Source organism: Actinocorallia aurea (genome assembly GCF_054783995.1).
On sequence record NZ_BAAGPQ010000004.1, the window covers coordinates 195307 to 216429 of the forward strand.

A 21123-nucleotide genomic window follows, 5' to 3' on the forward strand; every position below is an offset into this window, starting at 1 on the left:
TGGAACCGGCGGGTCAGGAGGGTTCGGGGGCCTCGCCGCGTTCGGCGATGAGGGCCTTCAGTTCGGCGACCGCGGTGCGCGCGGACTCGCCCTCGGAGCCCTGGATGCCGACGAGGCCCTTGGTGGTGCCGTCGGCGAGGTCGAGATAGGGCCAGGGCGCGCCGACGCCGAGGCTGACCCCGACGATCTCGGCCCACGCGTACCGGTGGGTGCGCAGCGGGTTGACCACGGTGAGGCCGTCGTCGTCGGCGACGACCTTCACCCGGGCCAGCAGGGACAGCACCCCCACCACGAACAGGCCGAACAGCAGGATGCCGATCCTGTCACCGGTCTTGAAGGTGTCGGAGATCGCGATGGCGAGCCAGATCATGGTGGCCATGATCAGGACCGCCATCGCGACGGCGGTGGCCCGCGTCTTGCGCGGCCGCCAGGTGGTGGTGCCGGACATCCCGTCAGTCGACGATCTTGGAGATCGGGATCTCCAGGATGTCGCGGCCGCCCGCGGCCTTGACGTTCGGGATGAGCTCGTTGATGCCGGCCTTGGCCACGACGCTCTCGACCGCGTACATCTCGCCGCCCGCCAGCGGCGTGACGGTCGGGGAGGCCATGGCCGGGACGACGTTCAGCACGTCCTGGAGCTGCCCGGCGGGCACGTTCAGCTTGATCAGCACCTGGCCGCGGGCCCGGATGACGCCCTGGAGCAGCAGCGCGATGTCCTCCATCGCGGCGCGCTTCTCGGGGTTCTCGTACGCCTCGCGGTTGGCGACCAGCTCGGTGTAGCTGGTGAGCAGCGTGTCGAGGATGCGCAGCCCGTTCTTGCGCAGCGACGAGCCGGTCTCGGTGAGGTCGACGATGACGTCGACGATGTCGGGGACCTTCGCCTCGGTCGCGCCGTAGGACGGGAAGACCTTGGCCTTGACGCCGTGCTTGTCCAGGAACCGGTCGGTCAGCGCCGGGAACTCGGTGGAGATCCGGACGCCGTCGGGCAGGTCGGAGACCGTCTGCCAGGGCGCGTCCTGCGGGACCGCCATGATGACGCGGACGGGGTTGGAGGTGGCCTTGGAGTACTTCAGCTCGCCGAGGGACACCACGTCGGCGTCGGTCTCGGTGATCCAGTCGCGGCCGGTGATGCCGAGGTCGAACAGGCCCTGTTCGAGGTAGGTCGGGATCTCCTGCGGGCGCAGGACGCGGACCTTGTCGATGCGCGGGTCGTCGATGGAGGCGCGGTAGTCGCGTTCGCTGGCGCGGCGGACGGTGAGGTCGGCGGCGGCGAACAGCTCGAAGGTCGCCTTTTCCAGGGAGCCCTTGGGCAGAACGAGGGAGAGCATGGTGGAGCCTTTCGGTGGTCTTGTGGAACTGGGGACGGGTTCGGGCAGGTCAGGAGCTGCGATGCTCCCCGGCATGCCCGGCGTGCCCGACGTGACGCGTGCCTCGCAGGTCGAATGCCATGCCGCGCGCGGTCACTTCGCCTCCTCCACCGGAAAGACTCGGGGTTCGCGGAACCGGGTCGGGTTCACGTGCCCGCGTGTTGCGGGCACGTGAACTTTACCGCAGTGCTCAGCGACCGCCGTCGCGGGCCCGCAGGTCGCGCAGGGTCAGCGCGGCGTCCAGCGCCGCGACGACCGACTCCCAGCCCTTGTCCTCGGTGCTGCCGGGCAGGCCCGCGCGGGCGCGCGCCTGGTCCAGGTTCTCGCAGGTGAGGACGCCGTTGCCGACGGGCGTGGCCTCGTCCAGGGAGATCCTGGTCAGGCCCGCGGTGACCGAGTCGCAGACGTAGTCGAAGTGAGCCGTCTCACCCCGCACGACGCAGCCGAGCGCGACCGCGGCGTCGTGGTCGCGGGCGAACTGCTGGGCGATCACCGACAGCTCCAGCGTCCCGGCGACCCGGGCGACGACGGGCTCGGCGCCGCACGCCTTGGCCGCCTCGACGGCACGGGCGAGCAACTGGTCGGTGATCTCGCCGTGCCAGCGCGCGGCCACGATCCCGATGGTGAGGCCGGAGGCCTCGACGACGGTGTCCTCCGGACGTCCCGCTCCGCTCATGTCACAGTCCTTCGATCTGGTGGCCGAGACGGTCGCGCTTGACCGTCAGGTAGCGCCGGTTGTGCTCGGTGACGTGCACCGGCAGGGCCTCCCGGCCGGAGACCTCCAGGCCGAACGACGACAGCGCGGAGATCTTCTCCGGGTTGTTCGTCAGCAGCCGCACCGACTTCACGCCGAGGTCGGCGAGGATGTGCGCGGCGTTGGTGTACTCCCGGGCGTCGATCGGGTGGCCGAGCTCCAGGTTGGCATCGACGGTGTCGGCGCCCGCGTCCTGCAGGCCGTAGGCGCGCAGCTTGGCGATGAGGCCGATGCCGCGCCCCTCCTGGCCGCGCAGGTAGACGACGACGCCGCGGCCGGCGCGGGCGATCTCCGCCATGGCGCCGTCGAGCTGGGTGCCGCAGTCGCAGCGGTCGGAGTGCAGCACGTCGCCGGTGAGGCATTCGGAGTGGACGCGGGTGAGCACGTCGGAGCCGTCGCCGAGGTCGCCGAGGACGAGGGCGATGTGCTCGCCGCCGTCGATCGCCGAGGTGTAGCCGACGGCGCGCCAGGCGCCGAACCGGTTGGGGATGACGGTCTCGGCGGCGCGCGCGACGAGGCTCTCGTGGCGCTTGCGGTACTCGACGAGCTGCTCGATGGAGATCAGCTTGAGGTCGTGCTCCTTGGCGAAGACCTCGAGCTGGGGCAGCCGGGCCATGGTGCCGTCGTCGTTGACGATCTCGCACAGGGCGCCGGCGGGGCGCAGGCCGGCGAGGCGGGCGAGGTCGACGGTCGCCTCGGTGTGGCCGCGGCGGACCAGCACGCCGTGCTCGCGCGCCCGCAGCGGGACGACGTGGCCGGGGCGGCGCAGGTCCGACGGGACGGTGTCGGCCGAGGCCAGCAGCCGGGTGGTGCGGGCGCGGTCGGCGGCGGAGATGCCGGTCGAGACGCCCTCGGCGGCGTCCACCGAGACGGTGTAGGCGGTTCCGCGCACGTCCTGGTTGGAGTGGTACATCGGCGGGAGGTCGAGGCGCTTGCAGTCGCTGTCGGGCAGCGCGATGCACACGTAGCCGGAGGTGTACCGGATCATGAAGGCCATGAGCTCCGGCGTCGCCTTCTCGGCGGCGAAGATGAGGTCGCCCTCGTTCTCGCGGTCCTCGTCGTCGACGACGACGACCGGACGTCCCAGGGCGATGTCGGCCAGGGCCTCTTCGATGGTGCTGAACGTCGTCACTTCCGGTCTCCGATCATGCGCTCGACGTACTTGGCGACGACGTCGACTTCCAGGTTGACGGGGTCCCCGACGGCCTTGCGGCCCAGGGTCGTCAGCTCCAGCGTGGTGGGGATGAGGCTGACGGTGAAGGAGTCGGCGGCGGCTTCGACCACGGTGAGGCTGATGCCGTCGACGGTGATGGAGCCCTTCTCCACGACGTAGCGGGACAGCTTCCCGGGCAAGGACACCCGGACGATCTCCCACTTGCCGTCCGGCGAGGGGGCTCGCTCCGCGATGGTGCCGACTCCGTCGACGTGGCCCTGGACGAGGTGGCCGCCGAGACGGTCGGCCAGGCGGACGGGCCGCTCCAGGTTGACGCGCGCGCCGGGCGTGAGGGCGCCGAGGCTGGAGCGTGCCAGTGTCTCGTGCATCACATCGGCGGTGAAGACGTCTTCCTTGAGGTCGACGACGGTCAGGCAGACGCCGTTGACCGCGATCGACGCGCCGTGGACGGCGTCGGAGGTGACGATGGGGCCCTTGATGGCCAGGACGGCCGATTCCGGGCCGTCGGTCTTACTGATGATCTCGCCGAGTTCTTCGACGATTCCGGTGAACACTCCCCTGTCCTCCCTGTCTGGCGGGGAGCTCCGGGGGTCTAGGAATAGCCGAACAAGCCCTGGTCAGGGCATGATTCGGCGCGCGCGCTGCCTCCCATCCGGACTATGACCGTCGGTACCGGAATCTCACCGGATCAGCCGGCCGATGGCTTCGGCCGGGTCGCGGACTTTACCGCCGGTTCGGAATTGCACCGACCCCGGAGCACGCTTGTTCGCGGCGCGCTCTGCGCCGCTCTTGCTGGGTACTGCCTACTGTCGAGTTCTCGACCGCATGAGGGGTTCATCTCTCATCAGCCTTATGACTCGGTAACAAGTCTGCCATGGCAGATGTTCCCCTCGCCATACCGACCCCCCTCGATGGCCGAATCGGGCCAACCAAGCGCTCGCTTGGTCGTCCCAATCCTCAGGTGCGCCCGAAGCCGATCGGGCGGGGGTGGGCGGTCTTCGACTCGGCGAGGGCGCGCAGATCGCGGATCGCCTCGGCCGGGTCCTCGGCCCCGTAGACGGCGTTGCCCGCGACGAAGACGTCGGCGCCCGCCTCGGCGCAGCGCTCGATCGTCTCGGCGGAGACGCCGCCGTCGACCTGGATCCACAGGTCGAGGTCACGGCCCTTCACCAGCTCGCGGGCGCGGCGGATCTTCGGCAGCATGATGTCGAGGAACTTCTGGCCGCCGAAACCCGGCTCGACCGTCATGAGCAGCAGCATGTCCAGCTCGCCGAGCAGGTCCTCGTAGTGCTCGACGGGCGTCGCAGGGTTCAGCGCCAGCGACGCGCGCGCGCCGGCCGCGCGGATCATGCGCAACGTCCGCACGGGGGCCTTGGCCGCCTCGGCGTGGATCGTGACGCTCTTGGCCCCGGCCTCGGCGTAGGCGGGTGCCCAGCGGTCGGGGTCCTCGATCATCAGATGGCAGTCGAGCGGGAGCGCGCTGTGCTTGAGCAGCGCCTCCACGATCGGCAGCCCGAGGGTGAGGTTCGGAACGAAGTGGTTGTCCATCACGTCGACGTGCACCCAGTCGGCGGCGTCGGAGATGACGGCCACCTCCTCGGCCAGGCGCGCGAAGTCGGCGGAAAGGATGCTCGGAGAGATCTGAATGCCCATGGTCCCCCGAGTCTAGGGTTTCCCGTCCGCCGTCCCTCACCCGCCCGGGTGAACCCCCAGGTGAGAGGCGATCAGACCTTCCGCAGCAGCGCCAGGAACATGGCGTCGGTGCCGTGCCGGTGCGGCCAGAACTGGGCGTAGGGGCCCGTGCCGAGGCCGGAGAGGCCCGGAGCCACCTCCGCGAGCACGTCGACCGCGTCGAGGCGCTTGACGTCCTCTCGGCCGCGCAGGACGTCGTCGACGACGACGCGGGTCTCGGCAAGGTGCGGGGAGCACGTGACGTACGCCACGACGCCGCCCGGCCGGACCGAGTCCAGCGCCGTGGCGAGCAGCCTGCGCTGAAGCGGTCCGAGGGAGCCGAGGTCCTGCGGGGTGCGGCGCCAGCGCGCCTCAGGGCGGCGGCGCAGCGCGCCCAGGCCCGAGCACGGGACGTCGACGAGCACCCGGTCGAAGGAGGCGGGCTCCCACGCGGGCTCGGTGCCGTCGGCGACCAGCACCGTCGTGTTGTCGCCGACCACGCGGGTGATCAGCTCGGCCCGGTGCGGCTGCACGTCGCAGGCCAGCAGCTGCGCGCCGCGCTGGGCGCCCAGCGCGGACAGCAGCGCGGCCTTGCCGCCGGGGCCCGCGCACAGGTCGAGCCACGCGTCGTCCTTGCCGTCGACCTCGGCGGCCGCCAGCGCGAGCGCCACGAGCTGGCTTCCCTCGTCCTGGACGCCCGCGCGGCCCTCGCGCACCGCGGCGATCTCGCCGGGATCGCCCTCGGGAAGGTAGGCCGCGTAAGGCGAGTAGGCGGCTGGGCCCGCGCCCAGGTCGTACAGCTCCTCGACGGCGATCCGGCCCGGCCGCGCCACCAGCGTGACGCCCGGCCGCTCGTTGTCGGCGGCGAGGAGGTCCTCGATCTCGTCGGGGCCGACCGCGTCGCGCAGCGCCGAGACCACCCACTTCGGATGGCTGTAGGTCACCGACAGGCGGCCCAGCTCGTCCTCGGGCGCGATGACGACGAGCCAGCCGGGCAGGTCGCGGTCGGTGACGCGGCGCAGCACCGCGTTGGCGAACTTCGCCTGCCCCGGCCCGGCCACCGAGCGGACGAGGTCCACGGTCGTGGAGACCGCGGCGTGCGCCGGGATGCGGGTGCGCAGCAACTGGTGGACGCCCAGGCGCAGCATGTCGCGCAGGGGCGGGTCGATCTTGGCGACGGGGCGGTCGCTGCACAGGTCGAGGATCGCGTCGTAGGTGCCGCGGCCCCGGAGCGTCCCGTACGTCAGCTCGGTGGCCAGGGCGGCGTCGCGGCCGCTCAGCTCGCGCTCGCGCAGGACGCGCGGCAGGAGCAGGTTGGCGTAGGCGTCGCGCGCGTCGACCGCGCGCAGGACGTCATAGGCGGCGCGGCGTACGGCGTCGCCGGGCGCGCGGCGCTTGGCCTGGCGGGCGGGCCGCCGGTTGTCCTGCGGCCGGGCGCGGTGGGCGCTTCTGCGGCGCTGTTCAGGCATGGGTTCTCCCCCGGACGTCTTGGGCGGCGCGGTTCAGGCCGATCAGGCGGATCACAGGAAGCGGTCGGCGTCGGTCAGGCGCAGGCCACGCGCCCAGTCGACGGCCCGCATGCGCTTCTTGCCCGGCGCCTGGACCTCGGTGAGCGCCACGGGATGGGTGGCCGTGCCGACGAGGACCTCGCCCCGGTTGACCTTGATCTGGCCGGGTTCCAGCGGGCCCCCGCCCGCGGCCGGCCGGACCGGGCCGAGCTTGATCCTGTCCTCGCGCAGCGTCGTCCACGGACCCGGCGCGGGCGTGCAGGCCCGGCAGAGCCTGTCGACGCGCATCGCGGGCGCGGTCCAGTCGACGCGCGCGGTCTCCGGCGTCAGCTTCGCCGCGTACGACACGCCTTCCTCCGGCTGCGGGACGGCCCGCAGCCCGCCGATCTCCAGGCCGTCCATCGTGTCGGCGAGGAGGCGGGCGCCCGCCACGGACAGCCGCTCCAGGAGGGTGCCGCTGGTGTCGTCGGCGCGGATCGGCTCGGTGAGGTGGCCGAAGACGGGGCCGGTGTCGAGCCCCTCCTCGATCTGGAACGTCATCGCGCCGGTGATCTCGTCGCCCGCGAGGATCGCGTGCTGGACGGGGGCCGCGCCGCGCCACGCGGGCAGCAGCGAGAAGTGCAGGTTCACCCAGCCGAGCCGCGGGATCGCCAGGGCCTCCTTGCGGAGGATCGCGCCGTAGGCGACGACGGGGCAGCAGTCGGGCGCCAGCTCGGCGAGGCGCGCCAGGAACTCGGGGTCGCTCGCCTTGGCGGGCTTCAGCACCTCGATCCCCGCCGCCTCGGCGACCTCGCCGACGGGGCTCGCGGCGAGCTTGCGGCCGCGTCCGGCGGGGGCGTCGGGCCGGGTGACGACCGCGACGACCTCGTGCGAGGACTCCAGCAGGGCCTTGAGCGGCGGTACCGCGGTCTCCGGCGTACCGGCGAAGACGAGTCTCATCGGCGGCCTCAGATCGCCCGGCCGAAGGTGCTGTGCGGGGAGTTCCGGATCACCGGGGCCGGCTCGCCGAACCACTCGGCCTCGCGGATCGCCTTCATCGCGAGCTTGCGCTGCTCGGTGTCCATCCGGTCGATGAACAGGATGCCGTCGAGGTGGTCGGTCTCGTGCTGCACGCAGCGCGCGAGCAGCTCGGTGCCTTCGACGGTGATCGGCTCGCCGTGCATGTTGAAGCCCTTGGCGACGACGCCGTAGGCGCGCTTGGTCGGGAACGACAGCCCCGGCAGGGAGAGGCATCCCTCGTCCCCGTCCTGGATCTCCTCGCTGAGGTCCAGCGACGGGTTCACCAGGTGCCCCAGCACGTCGTCGACGAAGTAGGTGAACACCCGCAGCCCCACCCCGAGCTGCGGCGCGGCCAGCCCGGCCCCGGGCGCCTCCACCATCGTGTCGGTGAGGTCCTTGACCAGGGTGCGCAGCTCCTTGTCGAAGTCCACGACGGGCTCGGCGGGAGTGCGCAGCACGGGATCGCCGAAGAGACGGATCGGCTTGACGGACAAGACGACTCCTCACTCGAAGGTTCTGACGGATCACCGCCAGTCTATGTCCGCCGGGAATGCGGTCCGCCCGCGATCGGGCGCCCGGGACCCGGGCGCCCGACGGCGCCTACTTCGAGCGGGCCTTGAACACCGCCTTGCGCGCGGCCTTGGCGAGTTCACGGTCGTGGTGGTGGTCGCCGATGGCTTCCAGGACGTCGGCGACGTCCGGGTGGGGGATGCGCCAGATGTCGGAGATCAGGCCGGTGAGGTCGGCCTCTTCCGGAGTGTCGGACAGGGCGAGCTGGACGGCTTCGTGCGGGCCGAGCGCCTCGGTCATGCCGGCGACGGTGTCGACGAACATCCACTGCATGTCGGCCTCGGTCGGGACCGCGGTCTCGTCGCCGTTGCCGCTCAGCCACATCAGCGCGTACGGGCGGGTCTCGGGGAAGGCGAGCGCGCCGCGGATGAGCTGTTCCGCGGGCCGCTCGACCTGGCCGAGGACGACCGCGGCGATGTTGCGCTGCGCGGGCCGGCCTTCGCGCATGAGGTCGAGCAGGCCCTGCGCGGCCTCTTCGGCCGAGCGCTTGGCGAGCCAGAGCCCGATCTCTTCTTCGGCGGTGTCCTCGCGGTGGAAGCCGAGGCCCTTGACGAGGTCTTCGGCCGACGATTCGGCGAGGTCGCCGATGAGGGGCGCGGTGTAACCCTCGGCGAGGAGCAGTTCCCGCACGGCGAAAACGCCGAGGGGGGTGAGCGCGGCTTCGTCGGCGGTGGCGAAGGTCACCGCGCCCCAGCGCGCGAGGTCCTCCAGGTCGAGCCGCAGCGCCTGCGGGACGCCTTCGGCGAAGACCTCCCCGTCGGCGACGTCGTAGCCGGCCTGGATGTGCTCCAGGAGGTCGACGACGATCCGGCCGATCGCGACGGGCTCGCCGCTCTCGTACAGCCGCAGCAGGACGCCGGGCAGTTCGCTCCAGACGACCTCGACGGGGCTCAGCGCGGAGCCTTCGGGGTACTCCTGGCCGACGAGGCCGTCCAGGAGGGCGATCCACAGGCTGAGGATCTCCTCCTCCGAGCCGGTGTCCGGGCGGGTGCCCTGGCGGATCGTCGTCCCGTCGGTCTCGATGAGGCCGATCTCGCCGATCGCGTCGTACATCCGCTCGACCTCGGGGTACACCCCGCCGCCGGCCCGGGGCACCGCCAGGCCGAGCGCGGTCGCGGCGGCCTCGGCGTCGGCCGCGGTGAGGCGGCCGTCGGCGGCGGCGCGCTCGCCGATCCAGTCGGCGAGGCCGAGCGCCTCGCGCAGCAGGCCCGACTCGCGGGCGGTCTCGGCGAGTTCGGACACGGCCGCCAGCCGCACCGGCGGCACCACGTTCTCGGCCGCGAACTGGCGCATGGTGAGCTGCATCCGCTCCTCTTCGGGGAGCGCCTCGAACGCCGCGATCCACGCCTCGACGGCGTCCTCGTCGTCCAGGTCGACGCCTTCGGCGGCCATCATCCGGCCGAGGAACTCCATCGCCTCGCCGTCGCCCTCGCCCGCGTCGGCGAGCGCTTCGGCCAGGCGCGGGGCGAGGCCGTCGAGCAGCGCGCGGCACTGGTCCGCGACGGACTCGGCGAGGCCGCCCCCGGCGAGGTACTCCACGAGGGCCCGGGCCGCGCCGAGCACGGCGGGGGCGTCGTCGGGCCCTGCCACGACGTTCTCGGGGAAGTCCTCGAGGAGGGTCTCCTCCAGCAGTTCCGCGGTCAGTTCCGCGGTCTCGTTCAGATCCAGCAGGGACACGATGATCCGTGCCCCGTGCGGATCCACGCCGCCGCGCTCACCGGCCCACTTCTCGAACCCGGCGACGGTCTTCTCCACCCACTTCTCAGCCACCCGACAACCCTAAAGGAGATCCCGCACCCCCGCTCCCAAACCCACCCCCACGCCTCCCCCGCATACGGACCCGATCGATCGCGAGCCGCACCCATGAGGCGGAGACCGTGGGCCCGCCCGGCAGCCGCGGCAACGGCGCGGGCCCCGGCGGCGCGGGCTCTGCGGCGCGGCGGCACGACCCCGACCGCGATCCCGTACGCGGGAGGCGCCGACGGGCCGTTCGACGTGGTCATCACCGGCCGCACCCCGGCCGACGCCGCGCGCCTGCGCGTCGGTCGCGGAGATCGAGGCGGCCGGCGCGACGGGGTGATTCGGGGGATTCCGGCGGACCAGAACCCGGAAGCCCCGGGTCGCGCGCCGAGGCTCCACGGGCTGGCCGTCTCGACCCCCGACCGTGGCAGCGGGCGCGCGACCGAGGCAGGGGGCGCGCGGCGGCCCTGCCCTTGCCCGAGGCCCCGGCGGGCGGGCCGGGACGCGTCCGCTCAGGTGGTGTCAGAGGAGTTCGAGCGGGTCGAGTTCCACGCGGACGGGGTCGGGGGCGCGGCGGGCGCTGCGGATCGCCTGGGCCTCCTTGAGGGCGCGGGCCAGGTCGGTGGAGCCGGTGCGCGGGACGCGCAGGAGGGCGCGTTCGCGGCCTTCGGCGAGCGGGACGGGGCCGAGGAGTTCGGCGTCGGCGGGCAGCCGGGCGTGGTCGAGGAGGTCGCGGATGGCGGCGGGCGCGCCGGTGAGGGACGCCATCCGGGCGGCGGGCGGAAAGCGCAGTTCGCGGCGTTCGGCCAGCTCTCGCTCGGCGAAGGTGACCGGGTCCCAGCGGACCACGGCCTGGACGGCGGGCAGCCCCGCGTCGGCGGCGAGCACGACGGGCCCGTGCGGGCGGACCAGTGCGGCGGCGTTCAGCCAGCGGCGCAGCGCCTCCTCGGCGACGCGCAGGTCGGGCCTGCCGAGCATGGCCCAGCCGTCGAGGAGCAGGGCCGCGGCGTACCCGCCCTCGGCGACGGGTTCGGCGCCGGGCGTCGCGACGACGAGCTCCGGCCGCCCCGACACCTCGGCGAGGATCGCGTCACGTCCCGAAGTGCGGACCGTCACCCCGGGAAAGGCCCGGCCGAGCTCTTCGGCGGTCCGCCCCGCGCCGACGACCACCGCGCGGATCCGCGTGCCGCCGCACTCCGGGCAGCGCCAGGCGGTGGCGATGGCGCCGCACCAGCGGCAGGCCGGCGCCCCGCCCGCCGAACCGAGTTCCAGCGGGCCCGCGCAGGCGGGGCAGCGCGCGGGTTCGCGGCACTGCGCACAGGCGATCGCGGGCAGGTAGCCGCGCCGGGGCACCTGCACGAGCACCGGCCCTTCGGCGAGCGCGGCGCGGGCGGCCCGGAAGGCCAGCGCGGGCAGCCGGGCTATGCGGGCCGCCTCGTCGCGGGCCAGTTCGGCGTCCTCCCCGATCGGCCGGACCCGCGGCATCGCCTCGCGGACCGTCTCCCGCGCCGCCGTCAGGGGATGAGCCCACCCGGTCTCCACGAGCCTCGTCGCGTCCGCCGTACGGGTCGCCCCGCCGAAGAGCGCCGCCGCACCTGCCCTGTGCGCCCGCAGGACGAGCACCTCCCGCGCGTGCGGATAGGGCGCGTGCGGCTCGGCGTGCACGTCGTCGCCGTCGTCCCACAGCGCGACGAGCCCGAGGTCGCGCACCGGCGCGAACATCGCCGCGCGGGTGCCCACCACGATCCGCGCCTCCCCCCGCAGGATCCGCAGCCACTCCCCGTACCGCTTCTCCGGCCCGTCCTCGGCCCGCAGCACCACGAACCCCTCGGTCCGCCTCCCCCGCGCGGCCTTCCGCCCACCCCCTCCCAACTCCCCTTCACCCACCGAGAACCCCTCCGCCACCCCGGACCCCGCCCCCCCGAGCACGATCTCCGTCCCAAGCGCGTCCCCCACCCCAGGCATGTCGTTCCGCGATGCCGGAACAACCTCCGACGCGGAGACGGCCTCCCCCGACCCAGGGACGCCCTCCGCGCTGAAGCCGGGCCGCGCCGTCTCGGACGCGGCCCGCGACCCGGCGGACCCCGGCTGCACCGTCGCAGCCCCCGACTCCACCGCCGCGGACGCAGGCCGCACCGTCGCGGACGCAGGCTCCGCCGTCTCCGAGCCGGACTCCTCCTTGGCGGACCAGGGCTGCACCGCCTCGGACCCGGGTTCCCCCGCCTCAGAGCCGGACTCCGCCATCACAGAGCCGGACTCCTCCTTCGCGGACGCGGGCTCCACCACCTCAGAGCCGGACTCCGCCGTCACAGACGCGGGCTGCACCACCTCAGGGCCGGGCTCCACCGCCTTAGAGCCGGACTCCGGCGTCGCGGAGGCGGGCTCGGGCGTCGCGGAGGCGGGCTCCGCCGTCGCGGAGGCCGGTTCCGGCGTGGCGGAGGTGGGGTGTGGCGTGGCGGGGAGGTCGGCGAGTTCGGTGGTGAGGGCGGCGGCGACGCGGGCGGCGTGGCGGCCGTCGGCGACGACGATGAGGACTCCGCGGCCGGACGCGGCGGTGGCGCGGGCGGCGCGGGCGAGGGCGGCGGGCCAGTCGGGGCCGGGCAGGGCGGTCCAGACGGCGCGCGGGGAGCGGCCGTCGGCGAGGGCCGACAGGTAGGAGGGGCCCGCCGGGTAGGCGGCCCAGGGACCCGGGTCGGCGGGCGGCGCGGGGCGCGGCGCGGGCTCGGCCGGGGCGCGCTTCTCGGCGCGGGCGTGGCGGGGCGGGACGGCCAGCCGGACCACGTCGGCGAACGTGCCGGCATAGCGGTCGGCCACCTCGCGGGCGAGCGCCGCGATCTCAGGACCGAGGACCGGCTCCGCGGAGACCACCCGCTCCAGGAACACGAACTTGCCCTCGTGCGCGCTCTCGGCCACCCGCTCCAGCAGGAAGCCGTCCACGAGCTTGCCGTGGAAGCGCACCCGCACCCGGCACCCCGGCACCGCCTGCGCGTCGAGCCGGGCGGGCACGAGGTAGTCGAACACCCGGTCCAGGTGCGGCAGCGGCACGTCCACCGCCACCCGCGCCACGGGCAACTCCTCCGCCGCCTCCGGCACCCCCGCCGGCTTCTTCTCTGCCGCCGTCTTCTTCTCTGCCGATCTGCCCGCCTTCTTCTCCGTCACCGCCGCGGCCTCGGCCTCCGCCGCCAGCCCCTCCGTCCCCGGAATCAGCCCGTCCTCACCCACCCCCCACACCTATCACCCCCACGGCACCGCCCCGTTCGCCCTTGTGGAAAACCCCGCGGGGCGCACAGGCTAGGGTGCCTCGCGTGCCCCGCCCGCTGACAGAGCTCCCCGCGGTCGACTGGTCCGCGCTGCACCACGCCTACGGCGACGCCTCCGACGTGCCCGCCCTGCTCCGGACGCTCGCCGGATCCGACGCCGAGGAGACCGAGGAGGCCTTCGGCGTCCTCTTCGCGTCCCTCTGCCACCAGGGCGACCGCTTCCCGGCGAGCGCCGCCGCCGTACCGTTCCTCGCCGGGCTGCTCACCCGGCCGCTCGCGGTGACCGCGGTTCCCGTGGTCGTCCTGCTCGGCCGCCTGGCCACCGGCGACGACGACCAGTGGTCGTTGCCGCGTCCCGCGGAACTGTCCGGCGCCCCCGGCCTCGACCCCGACGGCGTCGCCGCCTACGCGGCCGTGCGCGCGGAGGTCCCCGGTCTCGTCCCTCTCCTCGCAGGCGCAGACCCGTACGTCGTGCGCGCCGCCGCTTGGACCCTGTCCTGGTTCCCGGAGGCGGCCCCCGCCGTCCTGCCCGCGCTGCACGCCGTGCTGGCGGACTCCCCGGCCCCGGCCACCCGCGCCACCTGCCTCGTCGCGGCGGCCCTGCTCGGCGACCGGACCCTCTTCGACGACCCGCCCGCCGATCCCGTCCTCGCCGCCGCCGCGCTGATCGCGCTGCGCGACGACCCTCCGGCCTCCGCCGTCGACGCGGTCCTCGACTCCGCCCGCACCCTGCGCGTCTTCTGGGAAGAAGATCTCCCCTACCTCTACGGCGACGTCGCGGGGCTGCTCGCCGCCGCCCTGCGGTGCGTCCCCGACGCGCGCCGCCGCGAGGCCGCCCGCGCTCTCATCCGGCTCGGCCACCGCACCGATCCCTCGTTCCCGATCGACGCCGCGCTGGTCCACCTGCTGCTGGAGGAGGCGTCCGCCGCGCCGGGAGACCATCTGTCCGCCGCCGAGCGGGCCCTCCTCGCCTCCCTGCCCAGGCACTCCAGCCACCTCTACCCGGGCCTCATCCCCCACGCCCTCTTCTCCCTGGACCTCCCGGACTCCTTCCCCGCCCTCGCCTCCCACCTGACCGAGCGGGGCCTGCCGCGCTTCCCCTGAAGCCGTCGGTTCTCTCCGACGGCGAGGGACGAGGGCGCACCGCTCGGCGTGACGGCCAAGCGTGACGGCCGCGCGCTGCTCACCGCCGTGCCAGGACACGGTGGCCCCCGGATGCGCTGATCCGCGACGCGTGCGGGCGGCGCCCCCGCAGAGCGGAGGCGCGAGCCCACCAGGCGACGCGCTCCCTGCCTGAACGCGCAGAGGCCCGCGCCCCGAAAGGGCGCGGGCCTCTGCGGACGGTGCTTACAGGCCGACGGCGGCGCGGAGCGCCTCGGCGCGGTCGGCGCGCTCCCAGGAGAAGTCCGGCAGCTCGCGGCCGAAGTGGCCGTAGGCGGCGGTCTGGGAGTAGATCGGGCGGAGCAGGTCGAGGTCGCGGACGATCGCGGCCGGACGCAGGTCGAAGACCTCCAGGACGGCGGCCTGGAGCTTGGTGATGTCGACCTTCTCGGTGCCGAAGCCCTCGACGAAGACGCCGACGGGCTGGGCCTTGCCGATCGCGTAGGCGACCTGGACCTCGGCGCGGTCGGCGAGGCCGGCGGCGACGATGTTCTTGGCGACCCAGCGCATCGCGTAGGCGGCGGAGCGGTCGACCTTGGACGGGTCCTTGCCGGAGAAGGCGCCGCCGCCGTGGCGGGCGTAGCCGCCGTAGGTGTCGACGATGATCTTGCGGCCGGTGAGGCCCGCGTCGCCCATCGGGCCGCCGATCTCGAAGCGGCCGGTCGGGTTCACCAGCAGGCGGTAGCCGGAGGTGTCGATGTCGAACTCGGCGAGGACCGGGTCGACGACGAGGTCCTTGATGTCCGGGGTCAGCAGTTCCTTGAGCGAGATGTCAGGGGCGTGCTGGGAGGAGACGACGACGGTGTCGAGGCGGACGGCCCGGTGGCCGTCGTACTCGATGGTGACCTGGGTCTTGCCGTCGGGGCGCAGGTAGGCGACATCGCCGTTCTTGCGCACCTCGGACAGCCGCTGGGCGAGCCGGTGCGCGATGGTGATCGGCAGCGGCATGAGGGTGGCGGTCTCGTTGGTGGCGTAGCCGAACATGAGGCCCTGGTCGCCCGCGCCCTGGCGGTCGAGGTCGTCGCCGGCCTCGCCCTCGCGGTTCTCGTAGGCGTCGTCGACGCCCTGGGCGATGTCGGGCGACTGGGCGCCGATGGAGACCGAGACGCCGCAGGAGTGGCCGTCGAAACCCTTGGCCGAGGAGTCGTAGCCGATTTCGAGGATCTTCTCCCGGATGACGCCGGGGATGTCCACGTAGGTCTCGGTGGTGACCTCACCGGCCACGTGCACCTGACCTGTGGTGATCATCGTCTCGACGGCGACCCGGCTCTTCGGGTCGTCCTTGAGCATGGAATCGAGGATCGCGTCACTGATCTGGTCGGCGATCTTGTCCGGGTGGCCCTCGGTGACCGATTCAGAGGTGAAGAGGCGACGGGACACTACGTGAACTCCTTGCAGCGGCTGCTGACTTGAACCAGTAGCAGGGTATCGGGGCCGGGACCGGTTGCGAACCGGCCCCGAGTGTGGATCAGGCGAAGTCTAGCCCTACCGGTCCTCGCACGGGAGGAGCAGCTCAGCCCGGCGGCGCGACTCAGCCCAGCAGTGCGGCGACCTCGTCCCAGACCGCGGAGGCGAGCTGGTCCTTGCTTCCACGCGGGATCTCGCGCTCGGCTCCGGTCGCCGCGAGGATCACCCCGGCGTTGTCGGGTGCGCCGAACGTCAGATGCTCGCCGACCTGGTTGACCACGAGCAGGTCGCAGCCCTTGCGGGCCAGTTTGGCCCTGCCGTTGTCGAGAACGTCGTCGGTCTCGGCGGCGAAACCGACGATGACCTGCCCGGGGGTCCGCCGGGTGACGAGCTCGGCCAGGATATCCGGATTCTTCACCAATTCGATAGGCAAAGTATTGGAATCCTCGGTCTTCTTGATCTTCGAGCCCTGGAACGACGACGGCCGGAAGTCGGCGACGGCCGCGGCCATCACCACCACGTCGGCGCCGCCCGCCGCGGCGTGGACCGCCTCGCGCATCTCCAGCGCCGAGCCCGTCCGCACGACCGAGACCCCTGCCGGATCCGGCAGCGAGGTGTTGGCGGCGACGAGGGTGACCTTCGCGCCGCGGGCCGCGGCGACCCGGGCGAGGGCGTAGCCCTGCAAGCCCGAGGAGCGGTTCCCGATGAAGCGCACGGGGTCGATCGGCTCGCGCGTGCCGCCGGCGGAGACGACGACGTGCCGCCCGGCGAGGTCGCGCGGATCGCCGGCCAGGACGCGCCGGGCCACCTCGAACAGCTCGGCCGGATCGGGCAGCCGCCCGGGACCGGTGTCCTTGCCCGTGAGCCTCCCGGAGGCGGGCTCGACGACGATGTTGCCGCGCTCGCGCAGCAGCGCGACGTTGGCCCGGGTCGCCGGGTGCTCCCACATCTCGGTGTGCATCGCGGGCGCGAACACCACGGGGCACCGGGCGGTGAGCAGCGTGTTGGTGAGGAGGTCGTCGGCGATACCGTGCGCGGCCTTGGCCAGGAGGTTGGCCGTGGCCGGGGCGACGAAGACGAGATCGGCCGTCTGCCCGATCCGGACATGCGGCACGTCCGCGATGTCCTCCCACACGCCCGTCTGCACGGGCTGGCCGGACAGGGCGGCCCAGGTGGGCTCGCCGACGAACCGCAGCGCGTCGGCGGTCGGCACGACCTTGACGCTGTGCCCCGACTCCTTGAGGCGGCGGAGCAGCTCGCACACCTTGTACGCGGCGATCCCGGCGCCGACGCCGAGAACGACCCTGGCGCCGGTCACCCCTCGGTGGGCTCGGTGTGCAGCAGGCCCTCGCGGACCTCGCGCAGGGCGATGGACAGCGGCTTCTCCTGGACCTGGGTCTCGACCAGCGGACCCACGTACTCCAGCAGGCCCTCGCCGAGCTGCGCGTAGTAGGCGTTGATCTGACGGGCCCGCTTGGCCGCGATGGACACCAGTCCGTACTTGGTGTCGACGACCTGGAGCAGGTCGTCGATCGACGGGTTGGTGATGCCCTCGTTGTTGGCAGCCACAATGCGCCTTTCGGGAGTCAGTGATCAGAAGCGATGGAGCAGGAAGTCAAGTGGAGCGGAAGACCTGTGGAGCGGAGATCGGTGGAGCGGAGATCAGTGATCAGAAGTCAGTGATCCGGGGGCCTGATCGGCGATCCCGGGAGGCGTCCTGGCGACGCCGACCGGCCTCACCGGAGAAGTGATCAGTGGCCAGCCATCAAGGCTAGCAGCTCTTCGCATACACCCGGGACCGAGTGGTTGACCAGGGTGGTGTCGAACTCCTTCTCCGCGGCCAGCTCGACGCGGGCGGCGGCGAGGCGCCGTTCGATCACCTCGTCGGACTCGGTGCCGCGGCCGACCAGCCGCCGGACGAGCTCTTCCCAGGAGGGCGGGGCGAGGAAGACCAGCCGCGCGTCGGGCATGGTCTCGCGCACCTGGCGCGCGCCCTGGAGGTCGATCTCCAGCAGTGTGGGGACGCCCTGGGCGAGCCGCTCCTCGACGGGGGCGCGCGGGGTGCCGTAGCGGTTGCCCGCGAACTCGGCCCACTCCAGGAGGGTGCCTTCGGCGACCATCCGGTCGAATCCCGCGTCGTCGGTGAAGTGGTACTCGACGCCGTCGGTCTCGCCGGGGCGCGGCTTGCGGGTCGTCACCGACACCGACAGCCAGACGCCGGGGTGGTCGGCGCGCAGTTGGGCGACGACCGTGCTCTTGCCCACACCGGACGGCCCGGACAGGACCGTGAGGCGCTTCAGGGAACGGTTGGGTGAATCGGAGGTTTCCATCTCACGCAAGGTTTATCACGACCCCGCGGTGGTACGCGGGGTGTCCTGCCGGGTCAGGGCCGTCATGGGTGGCGACGGCCGACCGACCCGGCGGGACGCGCGGAGGCTACTTGTTGCCGAGCTCGCGCTCCAGCGAAGCGCGCTGGTTGGCGCCCAGGCCCCGCACGCGGCGGGACTCGGCGATGCCGTGCCGCTCCATGATCTGCTTGGCGCGGACCTTGCCGACGCCGGGCAGCGACTCCAGGAGAGCCGAGACCTTCATCTTGCCGACGATGTCGTCGGCAAGGCCCTGCTGAAGCACGTCGGAGAGGGAGATCTCCTGGTTCTTGAGCTTGACCTTGACCTCTGCGCGCTCCCTGCGGGCCAATGCGGCCTTTTCCAGGGCCGCGGCACGCTGTTCGGGGGTAAGGGGCGGAAGAGCCACGCCGGTCACCTCGTGTTTTCCACTCGACGGAGTCGGACGCCCCGGAAACTAGCGACTTTCCCCCCCATAAAGCAACGTGATGCGCGGTTATTCCGGTGAGATATCCACGAAATTCTCTATCCGTAATCAACGCATCACCCTGCGTCAGGAAAATCGCCGCACACCCCGGCTGCCTGGGCTTTCGCCCACCCGACTCAACGCAGTGTCGCGGCAATCTCGGCGGCGGCTCTTCCGGGGTCCGAATCGCGGGTAATAGGACGCCCGATAACCAGCAAATCGGCTCCCGCGGCGAGTGCGGACTCGGGGGTGGCGATACGCGTCTGGTCGTCGGCGGCGGACCCCGCGGGACGCACTCCGGGCGTGATCAGATCGATTCCGTCGCCCACTTCGGCGCGAACGAGCGCCACTTCGCGCGGCGAGCACACCAGCGCGCGGGCGCCCGCTCCGACGGCGAGCGCGGCGAGCCGCCGGACGGCGTCATCGGCGGGCCCGGCGAGGCCGATCTCGGCCAGATCGCCCTCCCCCATCGAGGTCAGGACGGTGACGGCTGTGATCTTCGTCTCGGGCGCGGCCGCGGCCGCCGCCTTGATCATCGCGGTGCCGCCCGAGGCGTGCACCGTCAGGTAGGAGGGCGCGAGGTCGGCGACGGCGCGCACGGCCTTCTCGACGGTCGCGGGGATGTCGTGCAGCTTCAGGTCGAGGAACAGGCGCTCCCCGCCGGCCTCCCGCACCTTGGTGACGACCTCGCGGCCGTAGCGCAGGTACAGCTCCAGGCCGACCTTCACGGTGCTGACGTAGGGGGTGACCTGCCCGGTCCAGCGCACCGCGGTCGCGATGTCGTCGGTGTCCAGGGCGACCGCGATCGGCGCGGGCTTCATGAGAACTCCTCGATACGGGTGCGCGGGCGTGCGATCTGCGGCGCCGCGGAGGCGGGCCGGTGGGCCAGCCCGACGGCGTCCGACGGCCTGGCCATCCCCCGCGCCGCCAGGGCCTCCTCCAGCTCCCTGAGGATGCGCTGGGGGGCCGACGGGTCGTGCAGGAGGGTGGTGCCGACGGAGACGGCCGTCGCACCCGCCACGAGGAACTCCAGGGCGTCGGATCCGGTGGCGACGCCGCCGCCGCCGATGATCGGCAGCTCCGGGATCGCGGCGTGGACCTGGTAGACGCAGCGGAGCGCGACGGGCCGCAGGGCGGGCCCGGAAAGGCCGCCGGCGACGCCGCTGAGTGCCGGGCGCAATGTGGCCGGATCAATGGCGAGGCCGGAAACCGTGTTGATGAGTGACAAACCGGTCGCCCCGGCGTCGGCACAGGCCAGTGCAATGGTCGCGATATCTGTCACATCAGGCGAAAGCTTGGCCAATACCGGGACGTCCCGATGAATTGCGCCGCGCACCGCGCGGACGACGTCCGCGGCGGCGGCGGGCGAGGCCGCGAACATGCGGCCCCGGTCTTCGGCGTTGGGGCACGAGACGTTGACCTCGACCCCGGCGATGGAGCGGGCGGCGGGCGAGCCGGCGAGCCGGCCGGCGACCTCGCCGAACTCCTGCACGCTGCCGCCGCCGACCGAGACGATCACCCGCGCGTCCTGGCCGGTGAGCCACGGCAGGTCCTTGGCGAGGAACACCTCGAGCCCGGGGCCGGGCAGCCCCATCGCGTTGAGCAGCCCGCTGGGCGTCTCGGCGATCCGCGGGGTCGGCCGCCCCGCCCGGGGCCGCGCCATGACCGTCGCGGTCGTGAACGCGCCGAGCCGCGCGAGATCGGTGTAGGGGGACAGCTCCCGCCCCGTCCCCCCGCAGCCCGACGCCGTGACCAGCGGGTTGGCGAGCGTGACCGCCCCGATCCGGGTGCTCAGGTCCACGGGTGTCCTCCTGCTGTCGAGGGACGGGTCGCCCTCATGCTCAAGGGGCTGCTTCGAGGCTCTGCGGGGCCCTCGGCCCGCCCAGGGCGTCCAAGGGGATGGTGCCGAGGTCGTTCCAGCGGACGCGCTCGCCGCGCATGACGGGGCCCTCGGCGCAGGCGCGGACCATGCGGGTGTGGCCGTCGTCGCCGATGACGGGCAGGACGCAGGACGCGCACACGCCGATGCCGCACGCGCCGGTCTCGCCGAGCAACTCGCCGAGGCTCACCTGGCACGGGATGGCGAGGGCCGCGGCGATGCCGCTGACCGCGCTGAGCAGGCCCGTCGGACCCGCGGCGTAGATGACGTCGGCCTCGGTCCGGTCGATGATCGCGGGCAGGAGGTCGGGGAGCATCCCGGCGGTGCCGAGGGAGCCGTCGCGGGTGACGACGGTGGAGCTGTCGCCGATCCGCTGGGCGCTGAGCGCCCCGTACACCTGGTGGGCGTGCGGGGCGGCCAGCACGAAGTGCACCTTGCAGTCGCGCTTGCGCAGCGCGTCGGCGAGCGCGAACAGCCCGGACGAGCCGTGCGCGCCGCCGACGAGCAGGCACGAGGCGGGGTCGCGCGGCAGCGGGAAGGGCCTGCCGAGCGGCCCGATGAGGTCGAGGGCGTCGCGGGAGCGGCGGGAGGCCAACCACCTGCTGCCCGGGTCGTCGGCGGGGAAGACGAACTCGACGGTGCCGCCGTAGTCGGACTTCACCTCGTAGACGGGCAGGCAGCGCCGCGCCAGCAGCGAGGTGTGCTCACCGCCGACGGCGACCGCGACGAACTGGCCGGGCCGGAACCGCTCGGCCACCGCCGGGGCCACGACGGTCATCGCGTGGTAGGCCGCCACCTGCCGGACCGTGAGGACGGTCCCGG

The 21123-nt window shown here is 73.1% G+C and carries 20 protein-coding genes and 1 riboswitch; of the genes, 1 reads left to right on the forward strand and 19 read right to left on the reverse strand.

Annotated features, from left to right (window positions below; translation table 11 throughout):
* Positions 1–13: 13 nt before the first annotated feature.
* From ACYVOM_RS07815 to ACYVOM_RS07865, 11 genes are all read right to left on the reverse strand, one after another.
* On the reverse strand, positions 14–448 hold the full coding sequence (locus ACYVOM_RS07815; protein WP_460302557.1) for a PH domain-containing protein: 435 nt from the start codon (positions 446–448) through the stop codon (positions 14–16).
* A 4-nt stretch (positions 449–452) separates the two neighbouring features.
* Positions 453–1328 (reverse strand): ATP phosphoribosyltransferase, encoded by an 876-nt coding sequence (hisG, locus tag ACYVOM_RS07820; protein WP_460302558.1) that lies wholly within the window; start codon positions 1326–1328, stop codon positions 453–455.
* Between the two features lie 229 nt (positions 1329–1557).
* Complete coding sequence (gene ribH / locus ACYVOM_RS07825) at positions 1558–2043, reverse strand: 6,7-dimethyl-8-ribityllumazine synthase (RefSeq protein WP_460302559.1); 486 nt, start codon at positions 2041–2043, stop codon at positions 1558–1560.
* 1 nt (position 2044) lies between these two features.
* Positions 2045–3253: a bifunctional 3,4-dihydroxy-2-butanone-4-phosphate synthase/GTP cyclohydrolase II gene (locus ACYVOM_RS07830; protein ID WP_460302560.1), complete on the reverse strand. Its 1209-nt coding sequence runs from the start codon at positions 3251–3253 to the stop codon at positions 2045–2047.
* On the reverse strand, positions 3250–3849 hold the full coding sequence (locus ACYVOM_RS07835; RefSeq protein ID WP_460302561.1) for a riboflavin synthase: 600 nt from the start codon (positions 3847–3849) through the stop codon (positions 3250–3252). The genes ACYVOM_RS07830 and ACYVOM_RS07835 overlap by 4 nt, the downstream gene beginning before the upstream one ends.
* 80 nt (positions 3850–3929) lie before the next feature.
* Positions 3930–4059, reverse strand: a riboswitch (FMN riboswitch).
* 193 nt (positions 4060–4252) lie between these two features.
* A complete protein-coding gene (rpe, locus tag ACYVOM_RS07840; protein WP_460302562.1) occupies positions 4253–4948 on the reverse strand; it encodes a ribulose-phosphate 3-epimerase in 696 nt (231 codons plus the stop codon).
* 71 nt (positions 4949–5019) lie between these two features.
* On the reverse strand, positions 5020–6435 hold the full coding sequence (locus ACYVOM_RS07845; RefSeq protein ID WP_460302563.1) for an RsmB/NOP family class I SAM-dependent RNA methyltransferase: 1416 nt from the start codon (positions 6433–6435) through the stop codon (positions 5020–5022).
* A gap of 51 nt (positions 6436–6486) precedes the next feature.
* Positions 6487–7413, reverse strand: a complete 927-nt coding sequence (gene fmt, locus ACYVOM_RS07850; RefSeq protein ID WP_460302564.1) for a methionyl-tRNA formyltransferase — start codon at positions 7411–7413, stop codon at positions 6487–6489.
* Between the two features lie 8 nt (positions 7414–7421).
* On the reverse strand, positions 7422–7967 hold the full coding sequence (def, locus tag ACYVOM_RS07855; RefSeq protein WP_460302565.1) for a peptide deformylase: 546 nt from the start codon (positions 7965–7967) through the stop codon (positions 7422–7424).
* Between the two features lie 106 nt (positions 7968–8073).
* A complete protein-coding gene (locus tag ACYVOM_RS07860; protein WP_460302566.1) occupies positions 8074–9813 on the reverse strand; it encodes a hypothetical protein in 1740 nt (579 codons plus the stop codon).
* A gap of 492 nt (positions 9814–10305) precedes the next feature.
* Positions 10306–13005: a primosomal protein N' gene (locus ACYVOM_RS07865; RefSeq protein ID WP_460302567.1), complete on the reverse strand. Its 2700-nt coding sequence runs from the start codon at positions 13003–13005 to the stop codon at positions 10306–10308.
* 83 nt (positions 13006–13088) lie between these two features.
* Between ACYVOM_RS07865 and ACYVOM_RS07870 the strand changes: the two genes are divergently transcribed.
* A complete protein-coding gene (locus tag ACYVOM_RS07870; RefSeq protein ID WP_460302568.1) occupies positions 13089–14147 on the forward strand; it encodes a hypothetical protein in 1059 nt (352 codons plus the stop codon).
* Positions 14148–14390: 243 nt separating this feature from the next.
* Here ACYVOM_RS07870 and metK read toward each other — a convergent pair whose 3' ends face one another.
* The 8 genes from metK to ACYVOM_RS07910 all read right to left on the reverse strand — a co-directional run bounded on the left by metK (position 14391) and on the right by ACYVOM_RS07910 (position 21079).
* The gene (gene metK, locus ACYVOM_RS07875; protein WP_460302569.1) at positions 14391–15584 is read right to left on the reverse strand and encodes a methionine adenosyltransferase; all 1194 of its coding nucleotides are present in this window, start codon (positions 15582–15584) and stop codon (positions 14391–14393) included.
* A 151-nt stretch (positions 15585–15735) separates the two neighbouring features.
* On the reverse strand, positions 15736–16929 hold the full coding sequence (gene coaBC, locus ACYVOM_RS07880; RefSeq protein WP_460302570.1) for a bifunctional phosphopantothenoylcysteine decarboxylase/phosphopantothenate--cysteine ligase CoaBC: 1194 nt from the start codon (positions 16927–16929) through the stop codon (positions 15736–15738).
* Positions 16926–17180 (reverse strand): DNA-directed RNA polymerase subunit omega, encoded by a 255-nt coding sequence (rpoZ, locus tag ACYVOM_RS07885; protein ID WP_460302571.1) that lies wholly within the window; start codon positions 17178–17180, stop codon positions 16926–16928. The genes coaBC and rpoZ overlap by 4 nt, the downstream gene beginning before the upstream one ends.
* A gap of 182 nt (positions 17181–17362) precedes the next feature.
* Positions 17363–17941, reverse strand: a complete 579-nt coding sequence (gmk, locus tag ACYVOM_RS07890) for a guanylate kinase (RefSeq protein ID WP_460302572.1) — start codon at positions 17939–17941, stop codon at positions 17363–17365.
* Positions 17942–18047: 106 nt separating this feature from the next.
* Positions 18048–18365: an integration host factor, actinobacterial type gene (gene mihF, locus ACYVOM_RS07895; protein WP_211359585.1), complete on the reverse strand. Its 318-nt coding sequence runs from the start codon at positions 18363–18365 to the stop codon at positions 18048–18050.
* Positions 18366–18559: 194 nt separating this feature from the next.
* The gene (pyrF, locus tag ACYVOM_RS07900; protein WP_460302573.1) at positions 18560–19243 is read right to left on the reverse strand and encodes an orotidine-5'-phosphate decarboxylase; all 684 of its coding nucleotides are present in this window, start codon (positions 19241–19243) and stop codon (positions 18560–18562) included.
* Entirely contained in the window at positions 19240–20223 is a 984-nt protein-coding gene (locus ACYVOM_RS07905; protein ID WP_460302574.1) for a dihydroorotate dehydrogenase, read from the reverse strand. The genes pyrF and ACYVOM_RS07905 overlap by 4 nt, the downstream gene beginning before the upstream one ends.
* A gap of 40 nt (positions 20224–20263) precedes the next feature.
* Complete coding sequence (locus ACYVOM_RS07910) at positions 20264–21079, reverse strand: iron-sulfur cluster-binding protein (RefSeq protein WP_460302625.1); 816 nt, start codon at positions 21077–21079, stop codon at positions 20264–20266.
* Positions 21080–21123: the final 44 nt, after the last annotated feature.